At 60.3% G+C, this 24,751-nt stretch carries 21 protein-coding genes and 4 pseudogenes; 19 read left to right on the plus strand and 6 right to left on the minus strand.

What is annotated here, in order from left to right; translation table 11 throughout:
* Positions 1 to 31 precede the first annotated feature (31 nt).
* The 3 genes and pseudogenes from ACWDTP_RS14280 to ACWDTP_RS14290 all read right to left on the minus strand — a co-directional run.
* Positions 32 to 1,071 (minus strand): annotated as a pseudogene (locus ACWDTP_RS14280) (IS3 family transposase); the annotation flags it as partial.
* A 48-nt stretch (positions 1,072 to 1,119) separates the two neighbouring features.
* Positions 1,120 to 1,548, minus strand: a complete 429-nt coding sequence (locus tag ACWDTP_RS14285; RefSeq protein WP_450020690.1) for a nuclear transport factor 2 family protein — start codon at positions 1,546 to 1,548, stop codon at positions 1,120 to 1,122.
* 342 nt (positions 1,549 to 1,890) lie between these two features.
* Positions 1,891 to 2,880 carry an LLM class flavin-dependent oxidoreductase gene (locus ACWDTP_RS14290; RefSeq protein ID WP_450020692.1) on the minus strand — a complete coding sequence of 330 codons (990 nt, stop codon included), beginning with the start codon at positions 2,878 to 2,880 and terminating at the stop codon, positions 1,891 to 1,893.
* Positions 2,881 to 3,117: 237 nt separating this feature from the next.
* Here ACWDTP_RS14290 and ACWDTP_RS14295 point away from each other — a divergent pair, with 237 nt between their 5' ends.
* The 3 genes from ACWDTP_RS14295 to ACWDTP_RS14305 all read left to right on the plus strand — a co-directional run bounded on the left by ACWDTP_RS14295 (position 3,118) and on the right by ACWDTP_RS14305 (position 7,238).
* A complete protein-coding gene (locus tag ACWDTP_RS14295; RefSeq protein ID WP_450020694.1) occupies positions 3,118 to 5,106 on the plus strand; it encodes an acetoacetate--CoA ligase in 1,989 nt (662 codons plus the stop codon).
* Positions 5,107 to 5,229: 123 nt separating this feature from the next.
* Positions 5,230 to 5,949 (plus strand): response regulator transcription factor, encoded by a 720-nt coding sequence (locus tag ACWDTP_RS14300; protein ID WP_450020728.1) that lies wholly within the window; start codon positions 5,230 to 5,232, stop codon positions 5,947 to 5,949.
* A gap of 44 nt (positions 5,950 to 5,993) precedes the next feature.
* A complete protein-coding gene (locus tag ACWDTP_RS14305) occupies positions 5,994 to 7,238 on the plus strand; it encodes a sensor histidine kinase (protein ID WP_450020696.1) in 1,245 nt (414 codons plus the stop codon).
* Positions 7,239 to 7,364: 126 nt separating this feature from the next.
* Here ACWDTP_RS14305 and ACWDTP_RS14310 read toward each other — a convergent pair whose 3' ends face one another.
* On the minus strand, positions 7,365 to 8,078 hold the full coding sequence (locus tag ACWDTP_RS14310; RefSeq protein WP_450020698.1) for a TetR/AcrR family transcriptional regulator: 714 nt from the start codon (positions 8,076 to 8,078) through the stop codon (positions 7,365 to 7,367).
* A 152-nt stretch (positions 8,079 to 8,230) separates the two neighbouring features.
* Positions 8,231 to 8,827, minus strand: a complete 597-nt coding sequence (locus tag ACWDTP_RS14315) for a TetR/AcrR family transcriptional regulator (RefSeq protein ID WP_450020700.1) — start codon at positions 8,825 to 8,827, stop codon at positions 8,231 to 8,233.
* 194 nt (positions 8,828 to 9,021) lie between these two features.
* Between ACWDTP_RS14315 and ACWDTP_RS14320 the strand changes: the two genes are divergently transcribed.
* The 16 genes and pseudogenes from ACWDTP_RS14320 to ACWDTP_RS14395 form a co-directional block, all read left to right on the plus strand.
* Positions 9,022 to 9,870 (plus strand): hypothetical protein, encoded by an 849-nt coding sequence (locus tag ACWDTP_RS14320; RefSeq protein WP_450020702.1) that lies wholly within the window; start codon positions 9,022 to 9,024, stop codon positions 9,868 to 9,870.
* Between the two features lie 12 nt (positions 9,871 to 9,882).
* Positions 9,883 to 10,497 carry a cytochrome c oxidase subunit 3 gene (locus ACWDTP_RS14325; RefSeq protein WP_450020704.1) on the plus strand — a complete coding sequence of 205 codons (615 nt, stop codon included), beginning with the start codon at positions 9,883 to 9,885 and terminating at the stop codon, positions 10,495 to 10,497.
* A 13-nt stretch (positions 10,498 to 10,510) separates the two neighbouring features.
* The gene (locus ACWDTP_RS14330) at positions 10,511 to 10,810 is read left to right on the plus strand and encodes a cytochrome C oxidase subunit IV family protein (protein WP_450020706.1); all 300 of its coding nucleotides are present in this window, start codon (positions 10,511 to 10,513) and stop codon (positions 10,808 to 10,810) included.
* A 941-nt stretch (positions 10,811 to 11,751) separates the two neighbouring features.
* Positions 11,752 to 12,612: an MlaE family ABC transporter permease gene (locus tag ACWDTP_RS14335; RefSeq protein ID WP_450020708.1), complete on the plus strand. Its 861-nt coding sequence runs from the start codon at positions 11,752 to 11,754 to the stop codon at positions 12,610 to 12,612.
* 47 nt (positions 12,613 to 12,659) lie between these two features.
* Positions 12,660 to 13,460, plus strand: a complete 801-nt coding sequence (locus ACWDTP_RS14340; RefSeq protein ID WP_450020730.1) for an ABC transporter permease — start codon at positions 12,660 to 12,662, stop codon at positions 13,458 to 13,460.
* A 6-nt stretch (positions 13,461 to 13,466) separates the two neighbouring features.
* Positions 13,467 to 14,549: an MlaD family protein gene (locus tag ACWDTP_RS14345; protein WP_450020710.1), complete on the plus strand. Its 1,083-nt coding sequence runs from the start codon at positions 13,467 to 13,469 to the stop codon at positions 14,547 to 14,549.
* A complete protein-coding gene (locus tag ACWDTP_RS14350; protein WP_450020712.1) occupies positions 14,549 to 15,550 on the plus strand; it encodes an MlaD family protein in 1,002 nt (333 codons plus the stop codon). Before ACWDTP_RS14345 ends, ACWDTP_RS14350 begins: the two co-directional genes overlap by 1 nt.
* Positions 15,550 to 16,509: an MlaD family protein gene (locus tag ACWDTP_RS14355; protein WP_450020732.1), complete on the plus strand. Its 960-nt coding sequence runs from the start codon at positions 15,550 to 15,552 to the stop codon at positions 16,507 to 16,509. The genes ACWDTP_RS14350 and ACWDTP_RS14355 overlap by 1 nt, the downstream gene beginning before the upstream one ends.
* Positions 16,479 to 17,597 carry an MlaD family protein gene (locus ACWDTP_RS14360; protein WP_450020734.1) on the plus strand — a complete coding sequence of 373 codons (1,119 nt, stop codon included), beginning with the start codon at positions 16,479 to 16,481 and terminating at the stop codon, positions 17,595 to 17,597. The genes ACWDTP_RS14355 and ACWDTP_RS14360 overlap by 31 nt, the downstream gene beginning before the upstream one ends.
* Entirely contained in the window at positions 17,594 to 18,592 is a 999-nt protein-coding gene (locus tag ACWDTP_RS14365; RefSeq protein ID WP_450020714.1) for an MlaD family protein, read from the plus strand. The genes ACWDTP_RS14360 and ACWDTP_RS14365 overlap by 4 nt, the downstream gene beginning before the upstream one ends.
* On the plus strand, positions 18,589 to 19,533 hold the full coding sequence (locus tag ACWDTP_RS14370) for an MlaD family protein (RefSeq protein WP_450020716.1): 945 nt from the start codon (positions 18,589 to 18,591) through the stop codon (positions 19,531 to 19,533). Before ACWDTP_RS14365 ends, ACWDTP_RS14370 begins: the two co-directional genes overlap by 4 nt.
* Before the next feature lie 27 nt (positions 19,534 to 19,560).
* Positions 19,561 to 20,286 carry a hypothetical protein gene (locus ACWDTP_RS14375; protein WP_450020718.1) on the plus strand — a complete coding sequence of 242 codons (726 nt, stop codon included), beginning with the start codon at positions 19,561 to 19,563 and terminating at the stop codon, positions 20,284 to 20,286.
* Positions 20,287 to 20,554: 268 nt separating this feature from the next.
* A complete protein-coding gene (locus ACWDTP_RS14380; protein WP_450020720.1) occupies positions 20,555 to 20,986 on the plus strand; it encodes a hypothetical protein in 432 nt (143 codons plus the stop codon).
* Positions 20,987 to 20,988: 2 nt separating this feature from the next.
* Complete coding sequence (locus tag ACWDTP_RS14385; protein WP_450020722.1) at positions 20,989 to 21,492, plus strand: hypothetical protein; 504 nt, start codon at positions 20,989 to 20,991, stop codon at positions 21,490 to 21,492.
* 1,048 nt (positions 21,493 to 22,540) lie between these two features.
* Positions 22,541 to 22,845: pseudogene (locus ACWDTP_RS14390) on the plus strand (transposase); the annotation flags it as partial.
* Positions 22,846 to 22,972: 127 nt separating this feature from the next.
* Positions 22,973 to 23,309: pseudogene (locus ACWDTP_RS14395) on the plus strand (transposase); the annotation flags it as partial.
* On the opposite strand, the pseudogene ACWDTP_RS14400 reads toward ACWDTP_RS14395, so the two are convergent.
* Positions 23,307 to 24,751: pseudogene (locus ACWDTP_RS14400) on the minus strand (pyruvate dehydrogenase); the annotation flags it as partial. The pseudogenes ACWDTP_RS14395 and ACWDTP_RS14400 sit on opposite strands and share 3 nt — an antisense overlap.

A 24,751-nucleotide genomic window follows, 5' to 3' on the forward strand; every position in this document is an offset into this window, starting at 1 on the left:
GGTCTGCTGCACGATCAGGTGACAGTCTCGGTCACGCAGCCTGACTGACTGGTGTGGTCACGATGGTTTGGTATTCGATCGAGGTCAACCGCTTGAGGCGAGACTGGCGTCGGCGACGATGGTAGGTCCGTTCGATCCATCGATCCAAACACCTCGTAGCGGCCCAGAGCATGGACGAATCGTTCTGACCTGAACTGAGATCCACGATCGGAATGTAGAAGGCAGCCGGCCACCTCGTCACTGGCGCGCCACCGCACTATTGAGCGCGGCGGTGGCCAATCTGGACTTCAGCCGCGAGTCGATGCTGTAGCCCACGATCTGGTTGGAGAAGACGTCCTTGATCGCACACCGGTAAGCTTCCCTTCACCGGTGCGATGTTCAGTGATACCTTGAGCCACTGCTGATTTGGTGCATCAGCGTTGAAGTCACGCTCGATAAGATCGTCATGCGCCGGTGGCCCAACCGTGCCGTTCTCAGCGCGTTTCCTGCCGAACGCACTCCACCACCGGTTCTGGGTGCAGATCCGCCAGGCGGTGCGCTCTGCCATCGGCTCGCCGGCATGGGATGCCTATTCGACCAGGCAGCGGTATCCGAACTCGGGATCCGCGTGGAGGGCGTCGAACAGGGCGTTGGCGCGGTAGGCTTCGACGACCTCGGCATCGGTGATGGGGTCGGGGTCTGCCAGCCAGCGGTAGTAAGGCTGGCGGGCGAGCGTGAGTACCCTGCACGTCACCGCGACGGGGACCGCGTCGGCGGGAGATCAGCTACGAGCGGGTAGAGCCTTTTCCCGGCATATTGGCCTGTGACAGATAGGCCGCTGCCCGGCGCAGGACTTCGTTGTCCCAATCGAGGAGCCTGATCCGACACCGCGCATCCCGCAGTTCACAGGACTCGCCGGTGCTGCCGGGATTTGGCGCCCGCGTCGATACCGGCGTGGCGTATCCACTTGTGCAGCGTCATTGGGTGGACCCCGAAATCGGTGGCGATCTGCCCGATCGACACACCGTCGTCTCGGTCGCGAGCGACACGGACGACGTCGTCCCGGAACTCGTGGTGGTACGACTTGGGTACAGGAACATCCCCCGGGGCCCGCCCATCACGGGCATGTCAACTCAGATGTCACCTGATCGTGCCAGACCCCAAGACTGTGGCGACCAAGTGTGTGTCGCAGTATTCCCACCACTGGTCGACCTTCCCGTGTTTGAAGTGAAACAACCAGCAGTAGACGTTGTTGTAGGGCTCTCCGCTGTGAGCGGTCGCGCTGGACTCGCCGAATATCGCTACGTAGTCGCCCTCGCATACAACCAGATTCTCGCTGAAGTGCATGCCATCTTTCGTCAGGCCCGGCATGGTCTTCACGAAAGCGAGGAAGCCGACCCGGTCGAAAACGGTTGGCACCGGCGCTCCCGTGGGCGAACTCAACGGTGCGCGCCGCATCGAGTAGAAACTGAAGTCATCGCTGATCAAGGATGTGACAGCCGCAGCATCACCGTGGTCGGTCGCATGCAAGAGCTGACTCGCTTGCTGTCTCTGCTGATCGTTGAGCACGTGAATGACTCCTCTATTGGTCGGCTGTTCAGTCGAGTGCCGTCGGTGACGGCAAGCTACTACTGGAATGACTTTCCACTTCGGTGTGGCTCCCACCGCAGTCTCTTCGCGAAACGCTCTAGGAGCGCTGGCTGGTGTGCCAATTCGACTGCACACCAGAGCAATAGACCACAATCTTTCTCGGCCTGGGCGGCAACCGGGTGCGAGTGCCGCGCGCAAGGTCGCTCGTAGAGCGAACCGTACGTCGGTGGGAGCATCGCTCAGCTCCCCAACGCATTTCGAATAGCAACTTATGCAGCACCTTTCATATGTGACTCAACATAATCTGAGGCGCGAAGCGTTCTAGGCCGCGTCCACCTTCGGCATGATCTCCTCGACGAGGCGCTTGAGGTCATCCATCGTCTTCGAGGTCGGCACGTCCCGAAATGGCGGCCAGAGTAGTGGCATGGTCATGCCGGCATCTCGGTACCGCTTCAAGATGTCCTCGATTTGGCGCGGTGTGCCGGCCAGGAGGTTGGTGGCCTTGCCGGCTGGCGTTTGGTCTGTGGGTTCATCGGTTATGACGAACCAGATCATGCTGCAGACGTCAAAATTTTCAGGCAGCGCACGACCGAGATCGGCCAGCTCGCATTCGATCTCGCCGCGCCAGCGCGCAATCTCATCAGGGGAGTCTTGGATGCCGATCCACCCACCCAAGCCGTACTTGGCAATACGCCTGGCCGATCGCCTGGAATCCTTGAGGCCGGAGAAGTAGATCGGCGGCCCGGGTTGTTGAAGCGGCTTGTGTCCGAACCCTGACAGTGGGAAGTCGGCAAATTCACCGTGGTATTCGAATAGTTCGTTCGACCAGACCCCCTGCATGATCTCGATTGTTTCGCGAACGTGGCCGTGCCTTCGTGGGAACAGGTGGGGGACGCTGGCCGCGGCGAACTCCTCGGGCATCCAACCCGCGCCGACGCCGACGTTGAGTCGGCCACCCGACAAGTGATCTTGAGTGGCGAGTTCGGCGGCCAGCACGCCGGGCGACCGAAATGGGGTGTCGATGATGCTCATGCCAATCCGAACATGCTCGGTCTTCGCGGCCAGCCATGGAATCAGCGGCATGCCTTGCAACCATTTGCCCCGAGATGCGACAGGCATCCCCTTCGGGAACTCGTCCATCATTCCGAAGGAGTACTGCAGCGCCTCGCGGTCCGAGGCTTCGGGAACCACGATGCGATCCAGCGTCCATATTGAGTCTAGTCCCAGCGATTCGGCAAGAGTCGTAAGGTCTTCGAGCTCCTTGACGGTGACTTCGTCGCGGAAATTCGGCAGGTAGAGGGCCAGCTTCATGCTTCAAGTTCCTTTGCGGGTCTCGTCGAACGCTGTCATTCCTTCTGGAATGACTGAACGTTGGCTGGGGTGTGCCCTCAAGGCTTACGCTGCCATCTCAATTGCGGCTCATCGAAATCACAACGTTTGATCAACGGTCATGCTCGGCCCTACTGAGGAGCGGCTGGCGGGCCTAACCTCAAGTCATGGATTACGCGCAGCGTTTTCGGGGCAGACGTCAGAAATGAGTAGCTTCAAATGACGGCCCCATTCTGGAGCCCTCCGCCTGAGCGCATCGCTAATTCAGCACTGCGCGAATACCTCTCGTGGTTGGAACGCCGTGAGGGGACGTGCTTTTGCAACCACGACGACCTATGGGCTTGGTCTGTGGACGACGTGGACCGATTCTGGATCTCCGTCATCGACTACTTTGGCGTCGAATTCGTCGAACCCTGGACTCTGGTGCGAACCCCCGACGCGATGCCCAACACGCGATGGTTCTGTGGAGGGAAGCTGAACTGGGCACAGGAGATACTGCGCAGGGGACCCGGCGACGCTCCGGCGTTGGTGTGCGTGAGGGAGGATGACGGTCTTGTGCGCGAGATCGACTTTGCCGAGCTGCGCCGTTCGGTCGCGGCAGTCGCGGGCTGGCTCCGCCGTGCAGGAGTGCGTGCTGGCGATCGTGTGAGCGCCTATTTGCCCAACACCGAACACGCGGTGATCGGTTGTCTCGCCAGCGCCGCGATCGGCGCCGTGTGGTCGTGTTGTCCGCCAGATTTCGGTGCCGAGGGCGCAATCGCTCGCCTTGCTCAGCTAGAACCCACTGTCCTTATCGCAAGCGATGGCTATCACTGGAACGGCAAGACGATCGATCGCAGCGACGTTGTGGGGCAGCTGCAGGAGTCGCTGCCGACGCTACGGCATGTCGTCCACGTCGACTACGCGTTCGACCGGCCCGGCCCCGCAGGTTCGACCCCTTGGGGGGAATTGCTGCGCCAGGCAGAACCTTTGACGTTCGAGCCGGTCGAGTTCTCGCACCCATTATGGGTCTTGTTCACCTCCGGTACGACGGGCCCGCCCAAGGGCCTGGTCCACGGCCATGGCGGAATCGCACTAGAAGCCGTGAAGTGGTCGGGCCTCTACGCTGGACTCCGTCCTCGGGAACGAATGTTCGCCGTCACTTCCACGGGGTGGGCGTTGTGGAACATGCAGTTGGGCGCACTGTCTCAAGGTGCAGCTATCGTGCTGTACGAGGGTAGCCCCAGTCATCCGGCCGGCGTGGTGTGGGATATCGCCGAGAACACCCGTGCCGATGTCGTGTTGTTGGGCGCCGCTGTGGTCACTGCTGGGATCGCTGCCGGAGTTGAGCCGCAATCGACTAGCGGTGCCACTCGCGTGCGTCACGTGATGGTCAGCGGTTCGGCCTTGCCCGCCGTCGGCTACCGCTGGCTCACCGAACACCTTGGGCACAACGTAAGAGTTGATTCGACAAGCGGTGGCACTGACATTTCGGGCTCGTTCGTCGGTGGCAATGAGTACGCACCCGTACAGCTGGGTCGAATTGGGGGGCGGCTCGCAGGCGTCGACTGCGCGGCGTGGAATGACCGCGGCGAGTCCGTCATCGATACCGTCGGCGACCTGGTGATCACCCAGCCGATGCCGTCGATGCCGATCTGTCTGTGGAATGATCCGACGGGTGATCGTTACCTGAACACGTATTTCGACACCTGGCCTGGGGTGTGGCGGCACGGAGACTGGGTTACCATGCACTCCGACGGAAGCGTATCCATCCATGGCAGGTCAGATTCGACGCTTAACCGCCACGGTGTACGACTGGGCAGTTCGGACTTCTACGAAGTTCTCGAAGCGATGGCCGAGGTTTCGGAGGCGCTGGTTGTCGGCGTTGACTTGCCCGACGGAGGGTATTGGCTCGGAGTGTTCGTTGTGCCGGCTGACGGCCATCGGGTGGAGGATGGGCTTCGTGCCGCGATCACAACGACGCTTCGAAATCGTCTTAGCCCGAGGCATGTTCCCGACGAGATCGTGGAGGCCCCCGCTATCCCACGCACGTTGACGGGCAAGCGGATCGAGGTGCCGGTGAAGAAGCTACTGTCCGGCGCGCCCCTGCAGGACGCGGTGACCTGGTCCTCTGTGGACAACCCCAGCGCGCTGAGCTGGTTCATAGAGTTCGCTGCCGACCGCCTAACCTGGCCGGGGTGGACCACAGGAACTGCGGATCTGAGGTAAGGCTTCCAATACAGACGTCTTAACCTCAGACCCGCCCCCTATTAAGGCATCGCGCGCGGTAACGTCGTTCGCATGGAAGCGGGTGCGGCCGGACGTCCGCAGCGGCGAGGCGTACCGAAGACGATGGCGGCTATCAAACCGCGCGAATTGCCTGCCGCACAGGACGATCGACCGGCGGTATTGGTGGTCGACGATGACCGCCGAGTCCGCACTGTGGTCTCGTGGCAGCTCGAAGCCTCGGGCTTCGAGGTGCGCGGCGCGGGCGACGGGAACGTTGCTCTACAGTCGATCCTCGCCCAGCCGCCTGATCTGGTCGTACTGGATCTCTCCTTGCCGGGGCTTACAGGACTGGAAATCCTCCGCCGCCTGCGGCAAGCGGGCAATCGGGTGCCCGTCATTGTGCTCTCTGGTCGTAGTGGGGAAGGAGACCGGATCCTCGGGTTGGACCTCGGCGCTGATGACTACTTGGTGAAGCCGTTCTCGCCTGGTGAGTTGGCCGCGCGGGTAAGGTCGGTGCTCCGCCGCACCGACACACCGTGCGGGTCCGGCCCGTCGGTCGTATCAGCCTCGGGCCTGCGGATCGACACCTCCAGTCGTGAAGTCGAACTCGATGGAACAGCCGTAACGCTAACCGCGCGTGAATTCGACCTGCTCGCCTTTCTTGTCGCGCACCCGCGCCAGGTCTACTCACGCGCCCAGCTGTTGAAGCTCGTATGGAGCAGTTCGTCGAGCTGGCAGGGCGAGGCCACGGTAACCGAGCACGTTCACCGATTGAGGCTCAAGCTCCGACCTGAGTTCGTTGTCACCGTGCGTGGCGTCGGCTATCGGTGGGCGGCGCCGTGACCGCGGCGAGTATCGGTCTCACTCACAGCGACACCGGAGCTCTGTTGACCAGGCAGACGGAAATCCTCGAACAGATTGCCAGGGGCGTCGCGTTGCCCGGCTTGCTCGCCGGCATAGCTCGCACGTTGGAGGAACTGGTTCCAGGAAGTTACTGTTCGGTTCTGCTGCTCGATACCAACCGCACTACACTGCACCACGGCGCGGCACCATCGCTCCCCGCCGGGTTCGCCGACGCGATTGACGGGTTGGCCGTTGGAGCCGAAGCAGGATCCTGTGGCACTGCAGTGTTTTTCGGCATTCCCGTTGTGGTGGCTGATATTCGCGTAGATGCGCGCTGGACGCGATTTCGCGACCTGGCGGCTCGCTTCGGATTGCAGGCCTGCTGGTCGACACCGATCGATGGACGCGCCGGAATCACTGGAACATTCGCCGTCTATCATCGCGTTCCGCATCGTCCCTCGTTGCGCGAGGTACAGCTTGTGGCGCGGTTGAGTCACCTCACGTCGGTAGCGATCGACTTCGACGCGGCCGAGAAGGAACGCCGCGGCCGCGTCGAAGCCGAAATGGCTCGCCAGGCTGCGGAGGCCGCCAGCCGGGCGAAGTCGGATTTCGTCGCTTCCCTAGGACACGAGCTGCGAACGCCTTTGCAGGCAATCAAGGGATTCTCAGAATTGCTAAGGACATTGAACCTCGATGGCGTCCGTCGGACCGAGGCGTTGAACCATATCGATGCTGCTGCCGGACACATTTTGGCGATGGTAGATGATCTGCTCGACATCGCGCGCGTGGAGGCGAACGCGCTGTCACTCGACATCACCGATGTCTCACTCGAACCGATGGTCGCCGAAGTGCTCGCTATGACACGGACACTGGCTGTAGCGAGGCACGTGACAGTTTCCTCGACCGCTCCGATCATTCGGGCTTTCGTGCGTGCCGACGAACGACGTATCAGGCAGGTGTTACTCAACCTGGTCGGCAACGCGATTCGGCACAACCGCCCCGGAGGGGACGTGTTGGTCGAATGCACTGCGCACGTGGGGACGGTGCGCATCGTCGTCCGCGATACTGGTCCTGGCATCCCTGTCGCCGACCTTCACCGGCTGTTCACTCCATTCGACCGGCTAGGTGCGGAATCTAAGGAAGGCGTCGGGTTGGGTCTTCCGCTCGCGAAGGGGCTGGTCGAGGCAATGGGTGGCAGTTTGGAAATGAGCAGCGTCGTTGGTTCGGGTACCGCGGCGACGGTGACCCTTCCGTTAGGCGAGCCGATTCACCCTCCCGACTACCGCTGACGTGGTTTCCTCAGTCGGTGGTTGCTACTCCTTCGACTTCGATCTGAACCATTGACCAGCTAACGTCGACGATGAGCCCGAATCGGTGTCGAACGCGCTCGCTTAAAGACTGTCGGGCCGGGTGGTTCATCTCGACCCAGTCCTCGGTTCCCCTGTGAATCGGCACGTCTTCCTGGTGGGCGCGGCGCCGGTGCACAAAATCCCGTCGAACGTGCGAATCACGTCATCGATGTCGTGCCCGTCACCCGGTTTGAGCCAACGGTAAGTCCAGCTGATCGACCCGACCACCACCTGGGTGATGAGTTCGGCCGCCAGGTCGTCGCGGATCGACCCGTCGCGCTGCCCATCCTCAACTATACGCCGGTACAGCGTTGTTGCCCGCTCGAAGTCCTGGCGAAGCGACACGATCCACTCGGCGTTCTGCGACGATCGCCAGATATCGTCCTGGAATAACAGGGTACTAAAGGGATGCCGCTCGTACATCACCGTCAGTGAGCTGCGCAGCGCCCGACGTAGCTTGGTCAGCGCGTCATCGTCACTGTCGACGATCGCCTCGACATCGGCTAAACCCACCGACAGCACGTCTGCGATCGCTGAGGCCAATAGATCGACCTTGGAATTGAAGTAGTAGTACAGCGTCGCCCGGTCCACGTCGACGGCCCGGCCAATGTCGACGAACTTGGTGGCCTCGTAACCGTTTTCGGTGAAGAGTCGGACTGCTGCGTGAACGATGTCATTTCGTTTGGCGGCGTAGGTCTCGTTGGCCGACTCGTTGGCCGATCGTCGCCGTCGATCTAGGCCACTCACAGCATCGCCGATCCGGTTGGCTTTGGTCGCCATTCGCTAGGAGTCCTCTCGCTAACACAGTTCGTCAACATGAGTGTAGACTGGCGCCGGGGGGTTAAGGGGGACCTCACTGGCCCACCCGCCGCCGTCGTTTCCGGCCCCGGCGATTGTTCAGACCGCATGCCCGAGCTACGTCGAGACGTAGCTCAGAGGCGGTGCGGTCCCGGTAGTCCTGCTTCGAGTATTGCGAAGGCGCTATCGGTCAGGGTCTCTATATCCTGGCCCGACTCCACTGCAGTTTGCGTTGATGCGCGCAGTGTCGAAGCCATGGTCGTCGACAGCACGCGCGCCTGAAGTCGGTTTTCTCTAGTGTCGGGGAGACCCACAAGAAAGTAGTGCGCCAGAATGCTTTCCCACTCCCACACGATTGACAAGAGTCGACGGCGGAGGGAAGGTTCGGAATACCACAGGCGGAGCACGTCGCTCCTCAGTTCCGGTTCCATGTCGTCGAAGACCTGCCGAAGGTGCGAAGTCACTGTGCGGCGTGCGACATTCCATCGGTTCTCGGTACCGGCGATCTCGAGGGCATCCCGGAGGCGTTCCGTCGCATCGAGCGCTGTCGCGAAAAGTACGTCTTCCTTGGCTCCGAAGTAACGATTCAGTGTGCTGCGTGAGCACATCGCCGCCGCGGCGATGTCCTCCATGCTGACGGCGTCGTAGCCTCGCTGGCCGAACAGCTCGACTGCGGATCGACGGATTGTCGATCGCAGAACCGCTTTCTTTCGCTCCCGCAGCGCGCTCATCAATCCATGAGCATAGGGCTTAAGGCGTGGTGACGCATCGTCTTAGTTGCATCGCTGTGTCTATTGACACGACGTCCCAGATTTATCTACAGTCAAGCAATCTTCTACCCATCCCCCACCACAGCGTCGAAGGAAGTTCCGAGAGGCGCGCACGCGATCGCCTTGTACGGAGACGTCACCAAAGAGGAGTCTTGATGGAGCAGCAAATCAGCCTTTCTGCGCATCGCCTGTGTATTGCCGCCGGACCCTTCCTCGCAGTGTTGTTCTGCGGCGGATACTTCCTTGGCGCGAAGTGGCTGCCAGCCCCGAGCCCGATGCTCGCCCCGGAGCAGGTTTCTGCGATGTTTGAGGCGAACCGACTCGGTTTTCAGCTGGGATTCGTCGCGATGATCATCGGGGGTGCGCTCATAGCTCCCTGGGGAGTTGCGATGACGATGTGGACCCGAAAGACGGAGTCGCGTTTCCCAATCATGACCTACACGCAGCTCACGTTGATCGGAGCGGGAGTAGCTATCTTCGTGCTCTGCTACATGCCATGGGGAGTCGCTGTCTTCCGAGCCGGCTCGGTCTCGCCAGAAATCATCCAGGTACTCAATGACTTCGGATGGTTCTTGTTCCTGTTTAGCGTCGCGCCTTTCTCACTGTGGCTCGCGGCATTCGGCGTGGCCATCTTGTGGAATCCGCCTCAGCATCAGATGCTGCCCCGCTGGGTTGGTTATCTGGCTTTATTGGATGCATTGGCCATCACTCCCGCCCTCTTCATCATCTTCTTCAAGGACGGGCCATACGCCTACAACGGCTTTCTGAGTCTGTGGTGGCCGTTCTTCGAATTCGCGAGCTTCATCGTCGTGACGAGCGTGATGTGCTGGCGGGCGCTCGATCGGCAGGTCGCAATCGATGAGTCAATTGGCATCGGTGTGCACCGTTATAACGAGGATCTTGAGAAGCGCGAACTTACGGCGGCAGCGCTGCCCCTTCAACTCCAGCGTGCCGACAATAGCCCTGGCGCTACCGTGATCTCCACTCAGTCGCTCACCGTCTAGAAAGGCCCGGGAATGACCTACACCGCTGAAATGCCAGCCCACGCCGAGCAGTCTCGATCACCACGTCTTACTGGCGAAGTCGGAATCTGGGTCTTCATTCTTCTCGACCTGCTGTTCTTCACCGCCGTTTTCGGCGTGTTTATGTTCGAGCGTGCCAAGGCGCCTGAGCTATTCGACTTTTCACGCGCTCAACTGCACGTCGACTGGGGGGCGGCGAATACGGTGGTCCTCCTTACCTCGTCGCTGACGGTGGCGTTGACGATTCGGTGCATACGCCAGAACGACTTCCTTCGCGCGCGCGGATTCATTGGCGGCACCGCCGCACTCGGTCTGATGTTTATCGCGTTGAAAGTATTTGAGTGGGCGAGCGAGATCGGCGCCGGGCACGTGCCGACTGAGAATAGCTTCTTCTTGATGTACTTCATGACGACCGGACTTCACTTCATTCACGTCCTCATCGGACTCAGCGTGTTGGCCTACATGCATATCGCCATCCGACGAGCCGAGCACCGCAGCGACATCGTGCCGCCGGTTCTGCGGCGCAACACCGAGTCGGGCGCCGCCTTCTGGCACTTCATCGACCTCATTTGGGTCATTCTCTTCGCGATCTTCTACTTGAGCAGCTAGGAGGCTGTTGGACATGACGACCACACCTAACAAACCGCCGCTCACTTCAGTACGAGATCCGCTCGTCGTCTCGTGGGCGGTTCTAGTCCTACTGACCCTCATCTCGGTTGTCCTTGGCGCGGATCACGCCGCGGGAGGCATGGGCCCACGCGTCGCGACTGTGGCGGTCTTAGTGATCGCCTTCGCGAAGGCCGCAGTCGTAGCCATGAACTTCATGGAGGTCAAGACCGCACCGAACCATTTGCGTCTCGCCTTCGCGACGGTCCTGACTAGCTCCTTGATCGTCACCCTAACCCTCTATCTTTGGCTCTAGCGGATGGCAAGTTGGTCGCCACGAGGCGGACCGGGCCCAGAAATGACGCCGCGTTGCAAGTTGCATGGACACCGGCAGGACCCTGCATTCCGCGTTCACCAAATCGACCCGCGGCACGCTTTACTGAAGCGTCGCGCGATGGGGCTGGTGAGAACACCCCCGGTTATGTACACACATCGGCCGTCGAGTTCGTCGGCGGAAGACTACAAGTCGCACTTCGCGATATTGTCAACTTCACCGGTCGGTTGGCCAAACGAGTTCGGTGCCCGATCAGTCGGTAGCAGCTGATCATCAGCCACCGGGCTGTAACTTCCATCTTGGTCTGTTGTCAGGCGCTTTCCCGTTGCACTGAGCGAGAGATCGTCGCCGGTTACAGCAACCGCCCAGAGAGGCGCAGCGAGAAATGCTGTGCTCCCGTCGTATCAATACTTAAGGCTCAGGGTGTCGACATCGAGGCCAGATCGCGAACGATCGCCTCCTCCCTTCTGTGTCATCCGCGTAGCTTTATCGCACACCGTTTAATTTACCACTCCGTCGAAAGGTTGGGCGGGAATGGGTAAACCGCAGAGAGTCCTCTCATGCCGAGTGGCACTCTCCCGCAACGGTTTTGAGGACATCTCTGTGGCGCAATTGTGTAGACGAAATTATCCAACGCTGTTTGGTGTTGACATCCGGGTCCGGACACGACACGATCGGGTGACAGCCTGAGTCATCCGCGGAAGGCCGGAACTGATCCGGGGCGCAGGACATAGCCATCAGCGTTTGGTTCATAGGAGACTTCGGGAACCTCGACAGGAGGCGCAGTGACGGCAAGGGCCGGAACCTCGGGGAGGCACGCCGCGAAAGCGAATGCGGGACAGAATTCGACTGGCGAACCTAGTGGATGTGCGCTGATGAGCGACAGCAGCACACCTCCGCGCCGACTCCAAGGACTAGAGGCCGTGAGCCCGAACCCCGGCGGTCAGCACCAATGGTTGGCCTCCGCTTTGGAAGCGCTAGGTCGGATTGCATCGCAAGTAGGACGACGCCCCGTCGATGCGGCCGGTTCGATAGGTCGTGGTGCCAGACTTGCCCTCGACGTGATGCGGTATGCGGTCACCGACACCGTAACGGGGCGTCTGCCGGTGACCGAGTACCTGTGGCAAGCGTGGGTATTGCTGAAGGTCACGGTTACTCCGGCACTGCTGATGGCCGTTCCGTTCGGAGCGATGGTGACCGTCGTTACCTCAGGTTTGGTCGCGGAGGTCGGCGCAACAGCGCTGCTCGGCGCGGCGAGCGGGGTGGGAGTGGTCCGACAGGGTGCGCCGATCACCGCAGGACTACTTATGGGCGGTGCAGCGGCATCTGCCATCGCCTCGGACTTTGGCGCAAGGCAGATGCGTGAGGAACTTGACGCGCTGCGCGTTCTCGGGATCGACCCGGTTCGGCGTCTTGTCGTGCCAAGATTCCTAGCGCTCGTTACGATCTCACCAGTTCTGTGCACGATCATCATTGCGTCTGGCACAGGCGCCGCCTTTCTCCTCGCGGTTGCGGTCAATGATGTCGCCCCTGGCAGCTTCTGGAATTCCTTTGGCACGTTCGCCAAGATGACCGACGTATATTTCGCGATGGCCAAGAGTGCTGTCTTCGCCATGATCGTGGCGATCGTATCGGCGATGCGGGGGATGGAGGCCAGGGGTGGACCGCGGGGGGTCGCCGACGCGGTGAATGCAGCAGTCGTTATCAACGTGGTGTGCATTGTTTTCGTGAATCTTGCCATCACTCAAATACAAACGATGTTCTTCCCGATGGCGGTTGCGTGATGAGTGCCCCCTCGACGCTACTATCCGTTCGATTGGCATCCGCGCAGATGATCGTCAAACCGCTGAGTGAAGTGGGGCGATGGGCGCTGTTCATCGGACAGACCCTGTGGTATCTGCCGCTTACAGTCCGCCGTTACTTGCGGCAGACATTGGCGGCGACGATCAATCTGGCATGGGGTCGCGGTTCTCTAATCGTTGACGGCGGCACAGTCAGTGTCCTCGTGATTCTCGGCATCGCAGTAGGGGCGTCCCTAGCTATCGAAGCGCTCGCCACCCTGAACATCATTGGCTTCGGGGCATTGTCTGGGCTGATCGGCGGAATCGGTGCCGTTCGTGTGATCGGCCCGCTCATCGCCGGCATCGCGTTCACGGCGCAGGCGGGAACTAGAATGACGGCGGAGATCGGCGCCATGCGCATCTCCGAAGAGATCGACGCCGTCGAGGTCATGGGCTTACGGCCCATACCGTTTGTGGTCGGAACTCGCTTGATCGGCGGAATGATCTGCGTCATACCCGGTTATCTACTGACTTTGGCTACGACATTCTTAGTGCTGGAGACGGTTGTGACGGTGTTCCACGGTGAACCTGCCGGCACTTATGACCACTATTTCGTCCAGTTCCTCACGCCTACTGACCTAGTCTACTCACTCATCAAGGCCGTCACTTACTGCATGGCAGCAACGTTAATCCATTGCTACTACGGCTACTTCGCGTCTGGCGGACCGGTTGGCGTTGGCCAGGCGTCAGGTCGCGCTGTCCGCGCCAGCCTCGTAACCATCATGATTCTGGATCTGACCACCACCGTCCTGCTCTGGGGGCTGCGTCCCGAATTTGTGTTCAAGGGATAGCTTCAGGTGCTGCTGCGAAGAAGAGACGAAACGAAGACTTTGGCGATCATCGGCAGTGGTGTAGTGCTTCTGGTCATCATCGTCGCGATGATCGTTGCCGTGAATCCATTTGCGAATAGGAATTCACCCGAACGGATTTCGGTGGCGATCGATACCCCATACGTTGGCCAGGGGATACAGGTGGGCACCGAAGTGGTAATGCACGGGGTCGTCGTAGGCCGCGTCGACTCTGTGTTAACTCGCCCCGACAGTGGCGTTCGCCTTGTGGCCGACTTTGACAAGCAGCCAACGGCTGGATTGACTGACGCGGCGAATTTCGACTTCCGGCCCATCAACTACTTCGGAGTTCCTGGGATCAACGTCGTTCCCGCGCCCGGCGGTCAGCCGCTTCGAGATGGCAGCCAAATCAGTGTGATTCCCAAGGGGAATTCCACGCTGACCGAACTTCTATCGCAATTCGGCAGCGTCACGGAGGGACTGCTGACGCCCACGATGATTTCAGTGGCTGACCGGATTAGCCGGTACACCGATGGAATGAATCCGCTCTTTGAAACGATGCTTATCGCCACGACCGCCGTGGCTGACGTGCAAACCGTGTCGACCGCGCAGCTACTCGCGAATACCTCGTCGGCAAGCGAAGCGGTCCCGACCTTCCTCGAAAGCGGGATCGAAGCCAGCGAAAGATTCACGTCGCTCAATACACCGTTGGGACCGGCCGGACCACCCGGGCAGCCTCCGTTCAGGACCGATATCGTCGTATCGGATCTTTCCGATGAGACCCCGGAATACTTCACCAACTACCGCACGTTCCTCGACTTGGCTTCTGACGGCCTGTTCGCGGCCATCGGAAAACTGGAGTCCAGCCATGTCGATGACCTACTGCCCCTGATTACCGGCGTCAAGTCGATCACCGACACAGTGCCGACGCTGGTCCGGCCGGAAGATTTTGATCAGACGATGGTCGAGTTGCGGCACAGCTTCGAATCTCTCTACGCCGGCAATGGGGAACAACGTGCGTTGCAGGTGCGCGTGCTACTGGACGGTTTACCGGGTATCGCTGCACCCCTTGGTATTACGGGAGGAGCGTAATGAAGCCCTTGGCTGCGCTGTGGCGCCTGGGATTGGCCGTTGCCGTTACGGTGGTGTTGTTCATCTTGCTGTCGAATGTGATCAGGAATCCTGTTTCCTCCGAAATGCGCAAGTACACTGCAGAGTTTACCGACGCATCTGGGTTGCACATGGATGCCGATGTCCGCGTTCGCGGGGTACGCGTGGGAAAGGTGGAGTCCGTCGAACTCGCGCGACGAGGAGAGAGCAATGTTGCACTGGTCAAGTTCGACCTGGACAAGAATTACAGCGTGATTCCAGTGACTCGGCTGGCCATCAAGTTCCAGGCGCTCACGGGTGTGCGATACATCGACGTGTCTAATGCCGCCGAGGGCGATTCGGCAGCTGCGCTTGTAAGAGACGTACCGACGTCGATGACACAGCCGTCCTTCGATATCACGGCGTTGTTCAACGGATTACAGCCCGTTCTTGCGACGCTCAGCCCCGAGGAGGTCAACACCTTCACCGCCAATGCGGCCTCGTTCCTTTCCGGCGATGGCACTGGCGTCGCGCCGCTGCTAGACAGTCTGCGCAGACTCACCGAGTTCGTGAATAACCGCCAGCAAGTCGTTGCACAGTTGATGCAGAATCTCACAGAGGTGGCGGATACGATCGGTGGCCAATCAACTAGGTTCATCCATATCATCGATCTGCTCAATCAACCAGTCGACAAAGCGCTGAGTGTTCTCGAGGAGTTCTGGAAATCGCAGGCCTACGGAGGCGATTTCATCAATCCAGTCCTCAAGGTGCTCAACAGCGCCGGACTGAAGCCGGGCATCGACATCGATACAGCGCTCGACCGTGCATTCAGCAATCTTGATAACTTCTTCGATGCGTTCAAGCTCGTCCCCGTGATGGCTGAGAACGTCGCACCGCCGGATACAGGCGCTACGCCCCAACCGTGTTCCCGCGGCCGGACACAACTACCGGAGACGATGGACGTACTCCTCAACGGAACGCGAGTGGTGTTGTGCAATCCCTGATAAAGGTTTTGAGGAATCCGGTCTCCTGGGGTGCCGGGGCGATCGTATTTGCGACGGTGGTGAGTTTGGTGCTTGCGGGGCTCTACATTAAGCCGCCATGGGAGCGAACCGTGTCGTTCTACACCGACGATGCGGTGTCGGTCCGCGCCGGTGACCAAGTGCGGATGGCCGGAATCACGGTGGGACGGGTCGAGAGCCTGTCGCTGGAGGCGAACCGAGTACTGGTCACCGCCCGAGTCGAGAAGAACGCCTTCGTTGGCGATCAATCCCAGGTGCAGGTGCGCATGCTCACAGTCGTCGGAGGTTACTACGTCGATGTGATCTCGATGGGGCGAAAGCCTTTGGGTGACATGCCTATTCCGGTCACGCGCGTGACGATGCCGTATAGCCTCATCCAAACGCTGACCGATGCCACCAAGATCACCGACAACGTCAACCCGACGCCGATCAATCACTCGCTCAACCAAATTCAGAAGGGGCTCACTGGAGACAACGTTGACTCATTGTCTGCAATGGTGGACGCCGGCAATGCGGTTATGTCGATCATGGACCGCCAGCGTGGACAGCTGACCTCAATCCTTGACATGTCCAATGAGTACATCGCGAGCCTCAACGACTACCGAGAGCAGATCAAGCAGCTTCTCCTGAAGCTGTCGATAATCACCCAAACCCTTGTGTTGTACAACAAGGAATTCGGTACAGCGCTAGAGGGATTCGGAGATGTAGTAGAGGGATTGAAGCCGGTGGCAGATTTCTATGAGGGACACCGCATCGAGTTCCTGGAGAAGGTGCGTCAGTATCAAGAGCGAACGCGGCTGTTCGTCGAGCGGAACGGGCTGACGGTGAGATTCTTGCATCGACTACAAAATGTGTTGGGGCGAATCCTCGATGCACAGAACGCCACACCGGAACTGCTGGCCACCGACCTCTGTATCCCACTGCCCGGAAGTCCATGCTAATGCATCAACTACGAGGCCACCGTTTTTCTTGGCTTGCACGTCCGCTTTCGGTCGGAATTGTCGCTATGTTGCTTTGTTCATGCGCGTCCAGCGCGCCCGATCAGCGGGCGGCGCACTGCGCGATAATGCCGGATGCGACTGGCTTGTACGAGCATAATCCCGTCACCCAGATGGGTTACGAAGTCGGCGAAGTCACCAAGATCAGTCCCAGTTCTTCTAGTGTCCGTGTCGACTTCGCACTCAATAGACCTCGGCAGTTTCCCGCGGACGTCAAGGCGGTGATCAGGTCGACGTCAATTCTCGCGGACCGAGCCCTCGAGTTGGTCGGCAACTACGAGTCGGGCCCAGAACAGCCGACCGACACGTGCATTCCACTCGGGCGGTCTTTTACCCCGAAGAGCCTGACCCAGGTGATCGGGTCGGCGACCAGTTTCATCAACTCGATCAATCCCGACGGCTCCTCAAATATCGGCGATGTCGTCGCCGCGGTCGATCAAACGGTTCGAGGCCAGGGTCCAGCGATCAACAACCTGCTCACCCGAGCTTCGGAGCTCCTAGATTCCCCGGACCAAGCGATTGGCGACATCGGTTCCATCATGGTGAACCTTTCGCAGCTCACATCAACGCTCGCCAATATGAATCCAGTATTGGAGCAAACGCTGACCGACGCGAGCGTGGGTATGCCGGGAGCCGCCCAGGCGGTCAAAGGCGGTGCCAAGATCTTCGACGGGCTGGTGCCGTTGCTCCCCATGGCGGCTGACCTGGAGAGAGAGTTGGGCGGCGAGATTCAACAAACTCTTGACGTGCTGTCCGTTGCGATTAGAAAGCTGAGTCCGCGCGCGCCTGGCTACGCCACGCTGTTGAATCCGGCGCCGCGGTACATCAACGGGCTCGCCAATATCATCAATAATCACCCGTTCTCCATTCGGTATCGGCCGCCGATGTACCGGGTACGAACGCCCGACGGGGTCGCAACATGCAACATCATGAATGCGTCGATGCCCGGAAGTTGTGCAAATGTGAACGGAACCCCGTATGCCGTAGACGTTGCGCTGCTTCAGTACGTCCTCACCGAGGCAAGCCGATGATGCGCCTGTGGGGACGACTCGGGACGGCTGCGGCCACCGTCCTCGCCCTGACTTCGTGCGCTTCACTCAACGCGAGCTCACTCCCACAGCCCGGCAGATCCGTCGATAGCGGTGGCTACGAGCTCGTTATGGCGTTCGACAACGTGCTCAACTTGCCGGAGCGCGCCAAAGTGGTACTCGACGGCATTCCCGTCGGAGTCGTCACTTCGGTGAAACTAAGGAGCAACGAGGTAGACGTTACCGCTCGGGTCGACTCGGGCGTGGTGGTGCAGTCGGACATGCGCGCGGCGCTAGAACAGGCCACCGTGCTAGGCGATATCTATGTCGCGCTCGAGCGCGCTCCCGCCGGTGCCGCGCCGGCGCCGCCGTTGCCGCCTGGCGGCAAGATTCCGCTGTCGCAGACGCTGTCGCCCCCACAATTGGAAGACACCATCGCCAGCCTGGCTAACTTTGTGGCGAGCGGATCCATCCAGCGCGTTCAGAACACGGTCGTGCGGCTCAACAGGCTGACACCACCCACCGACGAAGTCCGACGCCTGACGTCTCGGGTCGTCTCAGACTTCACCGACCTGTCGGCGAACATCGACGAAGTCGACCAGCTGTTGGCGGGCGTACACAGAACCGCTGCGGTCCTCGAAAATCGGATACCGACGCTCAAAAAGTTCTTGTCAGACAAGGGAATAACGGGGTTCGAGCGCGGGGTATTCATCGTGAACTATGTCGCGAGGATATTGCCCGGAGTCGGCAGCATCTACGCCGGAGGATTCTGGTTGGTCCCCTTCCTGAATTCGTTGGCCGGCGCTTTGGGATCGGTGCAACAGTCGAAGTGGACGTTCGAGGAGGAGGTCCCGGCGTGGCGCCACCTCTTCACCGACTTCTTCTTACCGCAGGACAAGTTCCCGGCGATCAACATCACGTCCATCGTCGGGCCGGACGGAAGGGAGTTGTCGGGCAATGTCCATGACGTTCTCCGGATACTCGGGGCGGCACCATGAGACGTCGTGATGTGGTGTCATTCCTTGCGTTCGGCGCGATTGTCGTATGCGTACTCGCCTACATTGCGTCGCTTGGAATTCGGGTTAGCCCACCTTCGAAGCGGACGACCTTGGCCATGGATGTGCGCGACGTCAACGGTCTCGTGGTCGGATCGAACGTGCTCCTTCGGGGTGTGCCAGTCGGCAAAGTCACCGACGTCACCTCGAATGCCAATGCAGCAAGAATCGAGTTCTACGTTGACGGCGATCAGCGTATCCCTGTCAACACCGAGGTGCGGCTGGAGAATCTCTCGGCTCTCGGAGAGTCTTACATCGGTCTCCTACCGCGCGCTTCGGGCGGACCGATGTTGACGAGCGGGCAGCGGATCGCGACCGAGGAGGTCGTTGCGCCTGCCTCCATCTCGGAGCTGGCCAACAGTGTCGTGCGCGTCCTGAATCAATTAGATCCCCACATGATCAAACGTGTCGTTGCCGAGGGTGATTCGGCACTTCCCGACCCAAACGTGTTCCTGCCCAATATTTCTCGAGCCAGCTTGCTGCTGAAGAATGCGGCAGCGGACATGCAGGGTCGAGGGAAATTGCTACTCAGCAACTTCCAGACATTGCTGCAGAACGCCGAGTGGATGGCTCCTGCGCTCAAAGGCCTCGCGCCGTCGCTCGTGGAAACCGGCAGGAGCATCCAAGATGTCTACCGCTCCGGGGTGATTACGCTACATAAGGGCGGTGCAGAAAACATGGCAATGCTAAACAATCTCGTAGCACGAATCCAGGGCCTGCTAGATGACCGGGGCGCAGATCTCAAGGTGATCGGCGAAGCTTTCGAACCGAAGCTCAATGACATTGCCGGAGCTCTGATGAATTTTGATACGGGTCAGCTCTTGGACAATGTCCTGGCCATGGTTCCGCCCGACGGAACCATCACGCTACGCGTTGTCCCATGAGACGGCAGAGTTCCAAGGAGGGAAGTAATGACGGATAACACCACGAAGGTAGCCGAAACTACCGTAGCTGGAACGGATCCGATCGAGCCGGACTCCGCTCAGCCTGACTCGGGCGGCGATGATTCGGTCGAGAAGCAAGCGCCGAATGACAGTACGGTCCGTAAGCACCCAGACCGCCAGCCGCTGGACAACGAGCCGAAGGGCCCGAGAACGAGTCGTCCGAAGTCATCGGGGCGGTCGATATCAATCGCAGTTCGCAGTCTCGTAGTATGGATGCTTACCGCAGCCCTAGTTGCTGGCGTAGGGACGTTGGCGTGGCTATACGTCGGGGCTGAGCGCAAGCTCAGCGCACTCGCGGCGGAGTCGAATAACAACGCTCGAGCCGAGAAGATGGCTCTAGATTACGCAGTGAATGCCGCGACCATGGATTTCAATCACCTCCAAGACTGGAAGGTAAAGCTGGTCGCCGGGACGAGTCCGGAGCTCAACAAGAAGCTGAGCGAGGCGGGGGACTCGATGCAACAGATCCTCGTTCCGCTGCAGTGGACCTCCACCGCACAGCCGCTCGTGGCATCGGTTCGGTCGAGTTCTGACGGCGTGTATGTCGTCGATAGTTTTGTCAGTGTAAAGACCAAGACTGTGCAGTCTGGCGAACCGTTGCAGTCGACGGCTACGTACAGCGTCACCATCGACAGCAAGAAAGACTGGCAAATAACGGATGTCGGCGGAGTCGGCGCGGTGGTGGGCAATTGAGTCCGCTCGCACTCGACCATAGAATATCGCGAGGTTCGTAGTGATAAGATTCCATCGCGTCCGAGCCCTCGCAGGCGTGCTAGTCGTCGGTTTTTCGATCGCCGCCGCCCTGCTGGCGCCTGTCTCAGCGGCTGATCCCGCGGACCCGCCGAATCCCCCAGCCATACCGCCGGACAGTCAAGTGATCACTGCGCTCCCGGTGACAACACCCACTCCGTCGAATTGGCAACCGAAGTTCCCGTTTCCTTACGATCAGACTCGAGCAAGGGTGACTGACGCTGATATCGTCGCTCAGCGCGAACTGTGCCAGTGGTATACCGCTCAGTACGGCGGTCTGCGAGACCAGATCGATCGGCTGCAGTTCAATCGAATCGCCCCGAACGGGACCGATTTCGACTACAGCGTCGATGGAGTCCAGCAGCAAGTCGACATCGTAGCGGGTAACCTCGCACAGTCCTTAGCGTTCATGGAGCCGCGTGTGCACGCGCTCACGCAGGAGCGAAACGCCTTCGGCGATGTCTACTTCCCGCTCTATGAGGCGGAAGCCTTCTTCAAGTTATGGGAGCAGCTATCCAACGTGCAGAACGGAATTCTCGCCCATCAGCCAAACTGGTTCACCGGGCCGTCGGTCCAGAAGGCGAAGCGATGGGGTTCTGATATTCATCGCTCGCATGTGTGCGATCAGGGCGGCACACGGTGACTATGGACGCCGTGCCGGTCCATGCGGCTCTGGCCTACCTACGAGCTCACTGCCGGGCCTGGGCGAAGGGCGTTTTCGTAGCGCTCAGCACCTTCGTTGCGATCGGGCTTACTCCAGCGATACCCGCGGCCGCCGACTCTGAAAGCAACCTCCGATCGGCGATCGCGCAAATGCGACAGGGGACCTGCGCGGAACTTCGTTCTGATCCGCTCGTTGAACAGGCGGCCGAGGACGTCATTCGATCGACAGATTCGTGGTTGGACCACACCGCCCGAGCGGTGCCGGTGCCAGATGTTGTGCCGGTACTCAAGGACCTCGGCTATCCGGGTAAGAAGGCCACGAAGATCGTGAGTTCCGGTGTTACAGATGCCGACGCGATCAAAGGCCTGCTGTTGCAGGGTTATGCGTCGGTTCCAGACTGCGGCTACACGGATTACGGAGCACGACTGGTGCTGAATCAATCCAGCGGGTATTACGTCGCTGCGATCGTGATGGCGGGTGCATAGTGATGATCAAGGAGATGAGGTTTAGGGAGGTCACGAAGGCAGCTTTCATCACCGTCACCTTGATGATCCTCGTCGCAGCCGGATTTGGAGGGGCAACATCCGCACGCGCCGATGACGGAGTGACCTATGAGATCTTGTCGGATACCGTATCTGCTCTGTCTGGGGTGGAGTATCGGGACCGCGAGGGCAAGCACCTCATTACCGGAGTCGCACTGCCCTGGCAGCTAACTGTCCCGGTAGTCGACGCGTACAGCCCCACCGGCCATGGGGCCGAGCTTCGCGCCGACTGGCGCCCCAACTTCCGGACTGCACAGACGGTCGGCGCAGTGCTCCGAGGTAGATTCGTCACAGTGCGAATATCATTGAATGGCAAAGTGCTTTGCGAAAGTACGTTGGACGTCGGCAACGCGACATGCTACGGCAACGTGCCACACCGCTCATGACAGGCGCACACAGCAGAGCGAAGGATGGGCAATGACTAGGACGACGAGGTTGAGCCGAGGGCTGGGGATCCTGGCCCTAGGTATCGCGATTGTGCGCGCACCCTTAAGCGGGGCAGTGCCGCAGCCTGGGAATCCACCCTCCCCGTTTCCTGACCTCGATCTTATCCTCCGATCTTACGATCAGTTGCAGCCCGAGGAATTCTCCGACGGTAGCTCTCCTGGTGTGTGGTTCCTGACGGCGGACGGCCAGAACTGCGGCATCTTCGATTACAAGGGGAGTTTCGGTTGTGAGGGCAACATCCCGGGCGCTCCACAGGGTCTGAACCACATCGGTTGGTACAACGGAAATATAGTCGTCCGTTATGATCCTGTAGCGGGAATCCAGTTTCCCCTGGGGCGAGGGGAGCGCGTGCTGCCGCCCCGCACGTATCTCGAGTACAACGGCACCATGTGTGCGACGATGGCCGACACGAGCACCTTCTGCCGACGTGGCCCATTTCGTTTCTTCATCACAGCGACTCACACGTGGCTGAGCCCTCCGGAGAATCTTTAATTGAATCGCCCCGATGAGCCCGGAGACTTCACCTCTTGCGAAGGATGAAGTCATGGCAGGTTCGAGGAGGTATCCGGCTGAGCTGCATGAGCGGGCCGTACGGATGGTCGCTGAGGTCCGCGATCAATACGCGTCGGAGTGGGTGGCGATCGAGTCGGTGGCGGCGAAGCTGGGTATCGGCACCCACAGACGCTGTTGTCCTGGGTGCGTCGCGATCAGATCGACTCCGGAGCGCGTCCCGGGGTGGCTAGCTACATGGCCGAGGAACTTTGGCGGTTGCGGGCGGAGAGCCGAGAACTAAAGCGCGCCAGCGGCATTCTGAAATCCGCCTCGATGTTCTTCGCGGCGGAGCTCGACTGCCGTAATCGGTGATCTCGACTACATCGACACCACAAACAGTGAGGTGAGCCCTCCGTAGTGGTCCAGTCGTTGTGCGACTCTGTTGCCTGAGCGTTTGGGCAGGAAGAATCGACGACGACACCGCAACAAGCTGCTCGGGACCGGCCAGGAATTGGCCGCGGTGTGCCGACACCTGGAAGGTCACCGAGTCGACATGGCATCGCTGGGTCGCCCAGTACGGCGGCATGAAGGCCAACGACGCCAGCCACTCAAAGAACTCGAATCAGAGAACGCCCGGGCTTAAGAAGTTGGTCGCCAACCAGACCTCGACATCGACATGCTCAAAGAGACTTCCGCGGGAAGCTTCTGACCTCGGACCGCAAGCGCAGCGCCGTGACGATGCTGCGCGAGTGGTTCGGGGCTTCCGAGCGCCGCACGTGTGTGGTGTCGGCATTCACTGCTCTACGATGGGCCTGCAACCCGCCTGCGTAGATGCCGTAGGACCACGGCTCCAAGGCGCGTTCCACGAATGGGTCGTAGACCACACCGATCGGAAAGAGGGGTTCGCCCCACCGGCTCCACGTCGCGCCGAGCTCACCGATCAGGCCGACAAGATTGGTCTCGGCGATACCGAGTTCCATGTGCTGTCCGGTCGGTCTCTCCCGCCAGTGCATGATCGTCTCTGGGTCGTCGTCGAACCAGTTTCGACGTTCATTCGGCGACCACACGCCAACCTTGTTGAGCCAACCGGCCAGGTTGGTCGTTGAGCTGACGTCGGGGCTCACGGTGACGACACGCTTGGCGGCGTCCGGAGCCTGCCGGCTCAGGTCGAGTAGAACCCGGCCCAGAGCCGCCTGCGTAGACGATGTGCCCGAGGGGGTGCGACCAGTGTCAAGGGGTACGGCGGGTGGAGTCGACAGTGTCACCGGCTCGCGCTGCAGCCTCTCGGCAGTCGTGGCGCAGAGCGCTCCGGGCGCGCTATCGATGGTGAAACGCTGCCAAGGACTGGCCGGGTCCATACCGAGTTCCGTGGCGAACTGCTCGTACTGCTCGACGGTGAGTAGTGACGAATGATTCTGGGGGTGGCCCTGGGTGGGCAGTCGGTGACCCTTGATGGTGTACGCGATGACCACTGTCGGACGGGTGTCATCGATTTGGGCGTAGGCGGCGCGCAGTGCGCCGAGGTCGTGCCCGCCCAGATTGCGGATCGCGGCCAGCAACGCGTTGTCATCCAGGTCGCGGTTCAGCGTCGAGATCTGGTCGGCACCTATTCCTTTGCCGGGCAGTCGCTCCCGTAGCTCTTCGGCTGAGCAGCGCAGCAGACGCTGGTACTCGGGGTTGGGCATCTCGAGGATGCGCGTGCGCAGTGCGGCCCCACCACTGTGGTCGAACAATGACTCAAGCTGGGCGCCGAACTTCACATTGATCACTTGCCATCCGGCGGCCGAGAACATTGCCTCCAGCCGTCCGGCCGCGATGTTCGGCACGACGCGGTCGAGTGATTGGCGGTTGAGGTCGACGATCCAGACGATCTCGCCGAGCTCGGCGACGGAGTTGTCCAGGACGGCTTCCCAGACCGCGCCCTCGTCGAGTTCGGCGTCGCCCACCAGCGAGTACTGGCGGCCTTTTCCCGCGGCGCCGATCTGCGTGTCGACGTAGCGGCGGGCGATCGTGCCCCAGATCGGCGCAGTGGCACCAATCCCCACCGATCCTGTCGAATAATCAACGGGATCAGGGTCCTTCGATCGGCTCGGGTAGGACTGGAGACCACCGAACTCGCGCAGAGTAGTCAAGTACTTCTGATCGAGTTCGCCCAACAGATAATTGATGCTGTGCAGCACGGGCGAGGCATGCGGCTTCACCGACACCCGATCGCCTGGTTGAAGCTGGTCGAACCACAGCGACGTCATGATCGAGGTCATGG

Source organism: Mycobacterium sp. NPDC003449, from assembly GCF_053588415.1.

What these genes read in the sequence shown, in the direction of transcription:
- ACWDTP_RS14290 (WP_450020692.1), bottom strand. Translation starts at nt 2,880, where the DNA reads ATGAAGCTGGCCCTCTACCTGCCGAATTTCCGCGACGAAGTCACCGTC.
- ACWDTP_RS14295 (WP_450020694.1), top strand. Translation starts at nt 3,118, where the DNA reads ATGACGGCCCCATTCTGGAGCCCTCCGCCTGAGCGCATCGCTAATTCA.
- ACWDTP_RS14300 (WP_450020728.1), top strand. Translation starts at nt 5,230, where the DNA reads ATGGCGGCTATCAAACCGCGCGAATTGCCTGCCGCACAGGACGATCGA.
- ACWDTP_RS14310 (WP_450020698.1), bottom strand. Translation starts at nt 8,078, where the DNA reads ATGGCGACCAAAGCCAACCGGATCGGCGATGCTGTGAGTGGCCTAGAT.
- ACWDTP_RS14315 (WP_450020700.1), bottom strand. Translation starts at nt 8,827, where the DNA reads ATGAGCGCGCTGCGGGAGCGAAAGAAAGCGGTTCTGCGATCGACAATC.
- ACWDTP_RS14320 (WP_450020702.1), top strand. Translation starts at nt 9,022, where the DNA reads ATGGAGCAGCAAATCAGCCTTTCTGCGCATCGCCTGTGTATTGCCGCC.
- ACWDTP_RS14325 (WP_450020704.1), top strand. Translation starts at nt 9,883, where the DNA reads ATGACCTACACCGCTGAAATGCCAGCCCACGCCGAGCAGTCTCGATCA.
- ACWDTP_RS14330 (WP_450020706.1), top strand. Translation starts at nt 10,511, where the DNA reads ATGACGACCACACCTAACAAACCGCCGCTCACTTCAGTACGAGATCCG.
- ACWDTP_RS14340 (WP_450020730.1), top strand. Translation starts at nt 12,660, where the DNA reads ATGATCGTCAAACCGCTGAGTGAAGTGGGGCGATGGGCGCTGTTCATC.
- ACWDTP_RS14350 (WP_450020712.1), top strand. Translation starts at nt 14,549, where the DNA reads ATGAAGCCCTTGGCTGCGCTGTGGCGCCTGGGATTGGCCGTTGCCGTT.
- ACWDTP_RS14365 (WP_450020714.1), top strand. Translation starts at nt 17,594, where the DNA reads ATGATGCGCCTGTGGGGACGACTCGGGACGGCTGCGGCCACCGTCCTC.
- ACWDTP_RS14370 (WP_450020716.1), top strand. Translation starts at nt 18,589, where the DNA reads ATGAGACGTCGTGATGTGGTGTCATTCCTTGCGTTCGGCGCGATTGTC.
- ACWDTP_RS14375 (WP_450020718.1), top strand. Translation starts at nt 19,561, where the DNA reads ATGACGGATAACACCACGAAGGTAGCCGAAACTACCGTAGCTGGAACG.
- ACWDTP_RS14385 (WP_450020722.1), top strand. Translation starts at nt 20,989, where the DNA reads ATGGACGCCGTGCCGGTCCATGCGGCTCTGGCCTACCTACGAGCTCAC.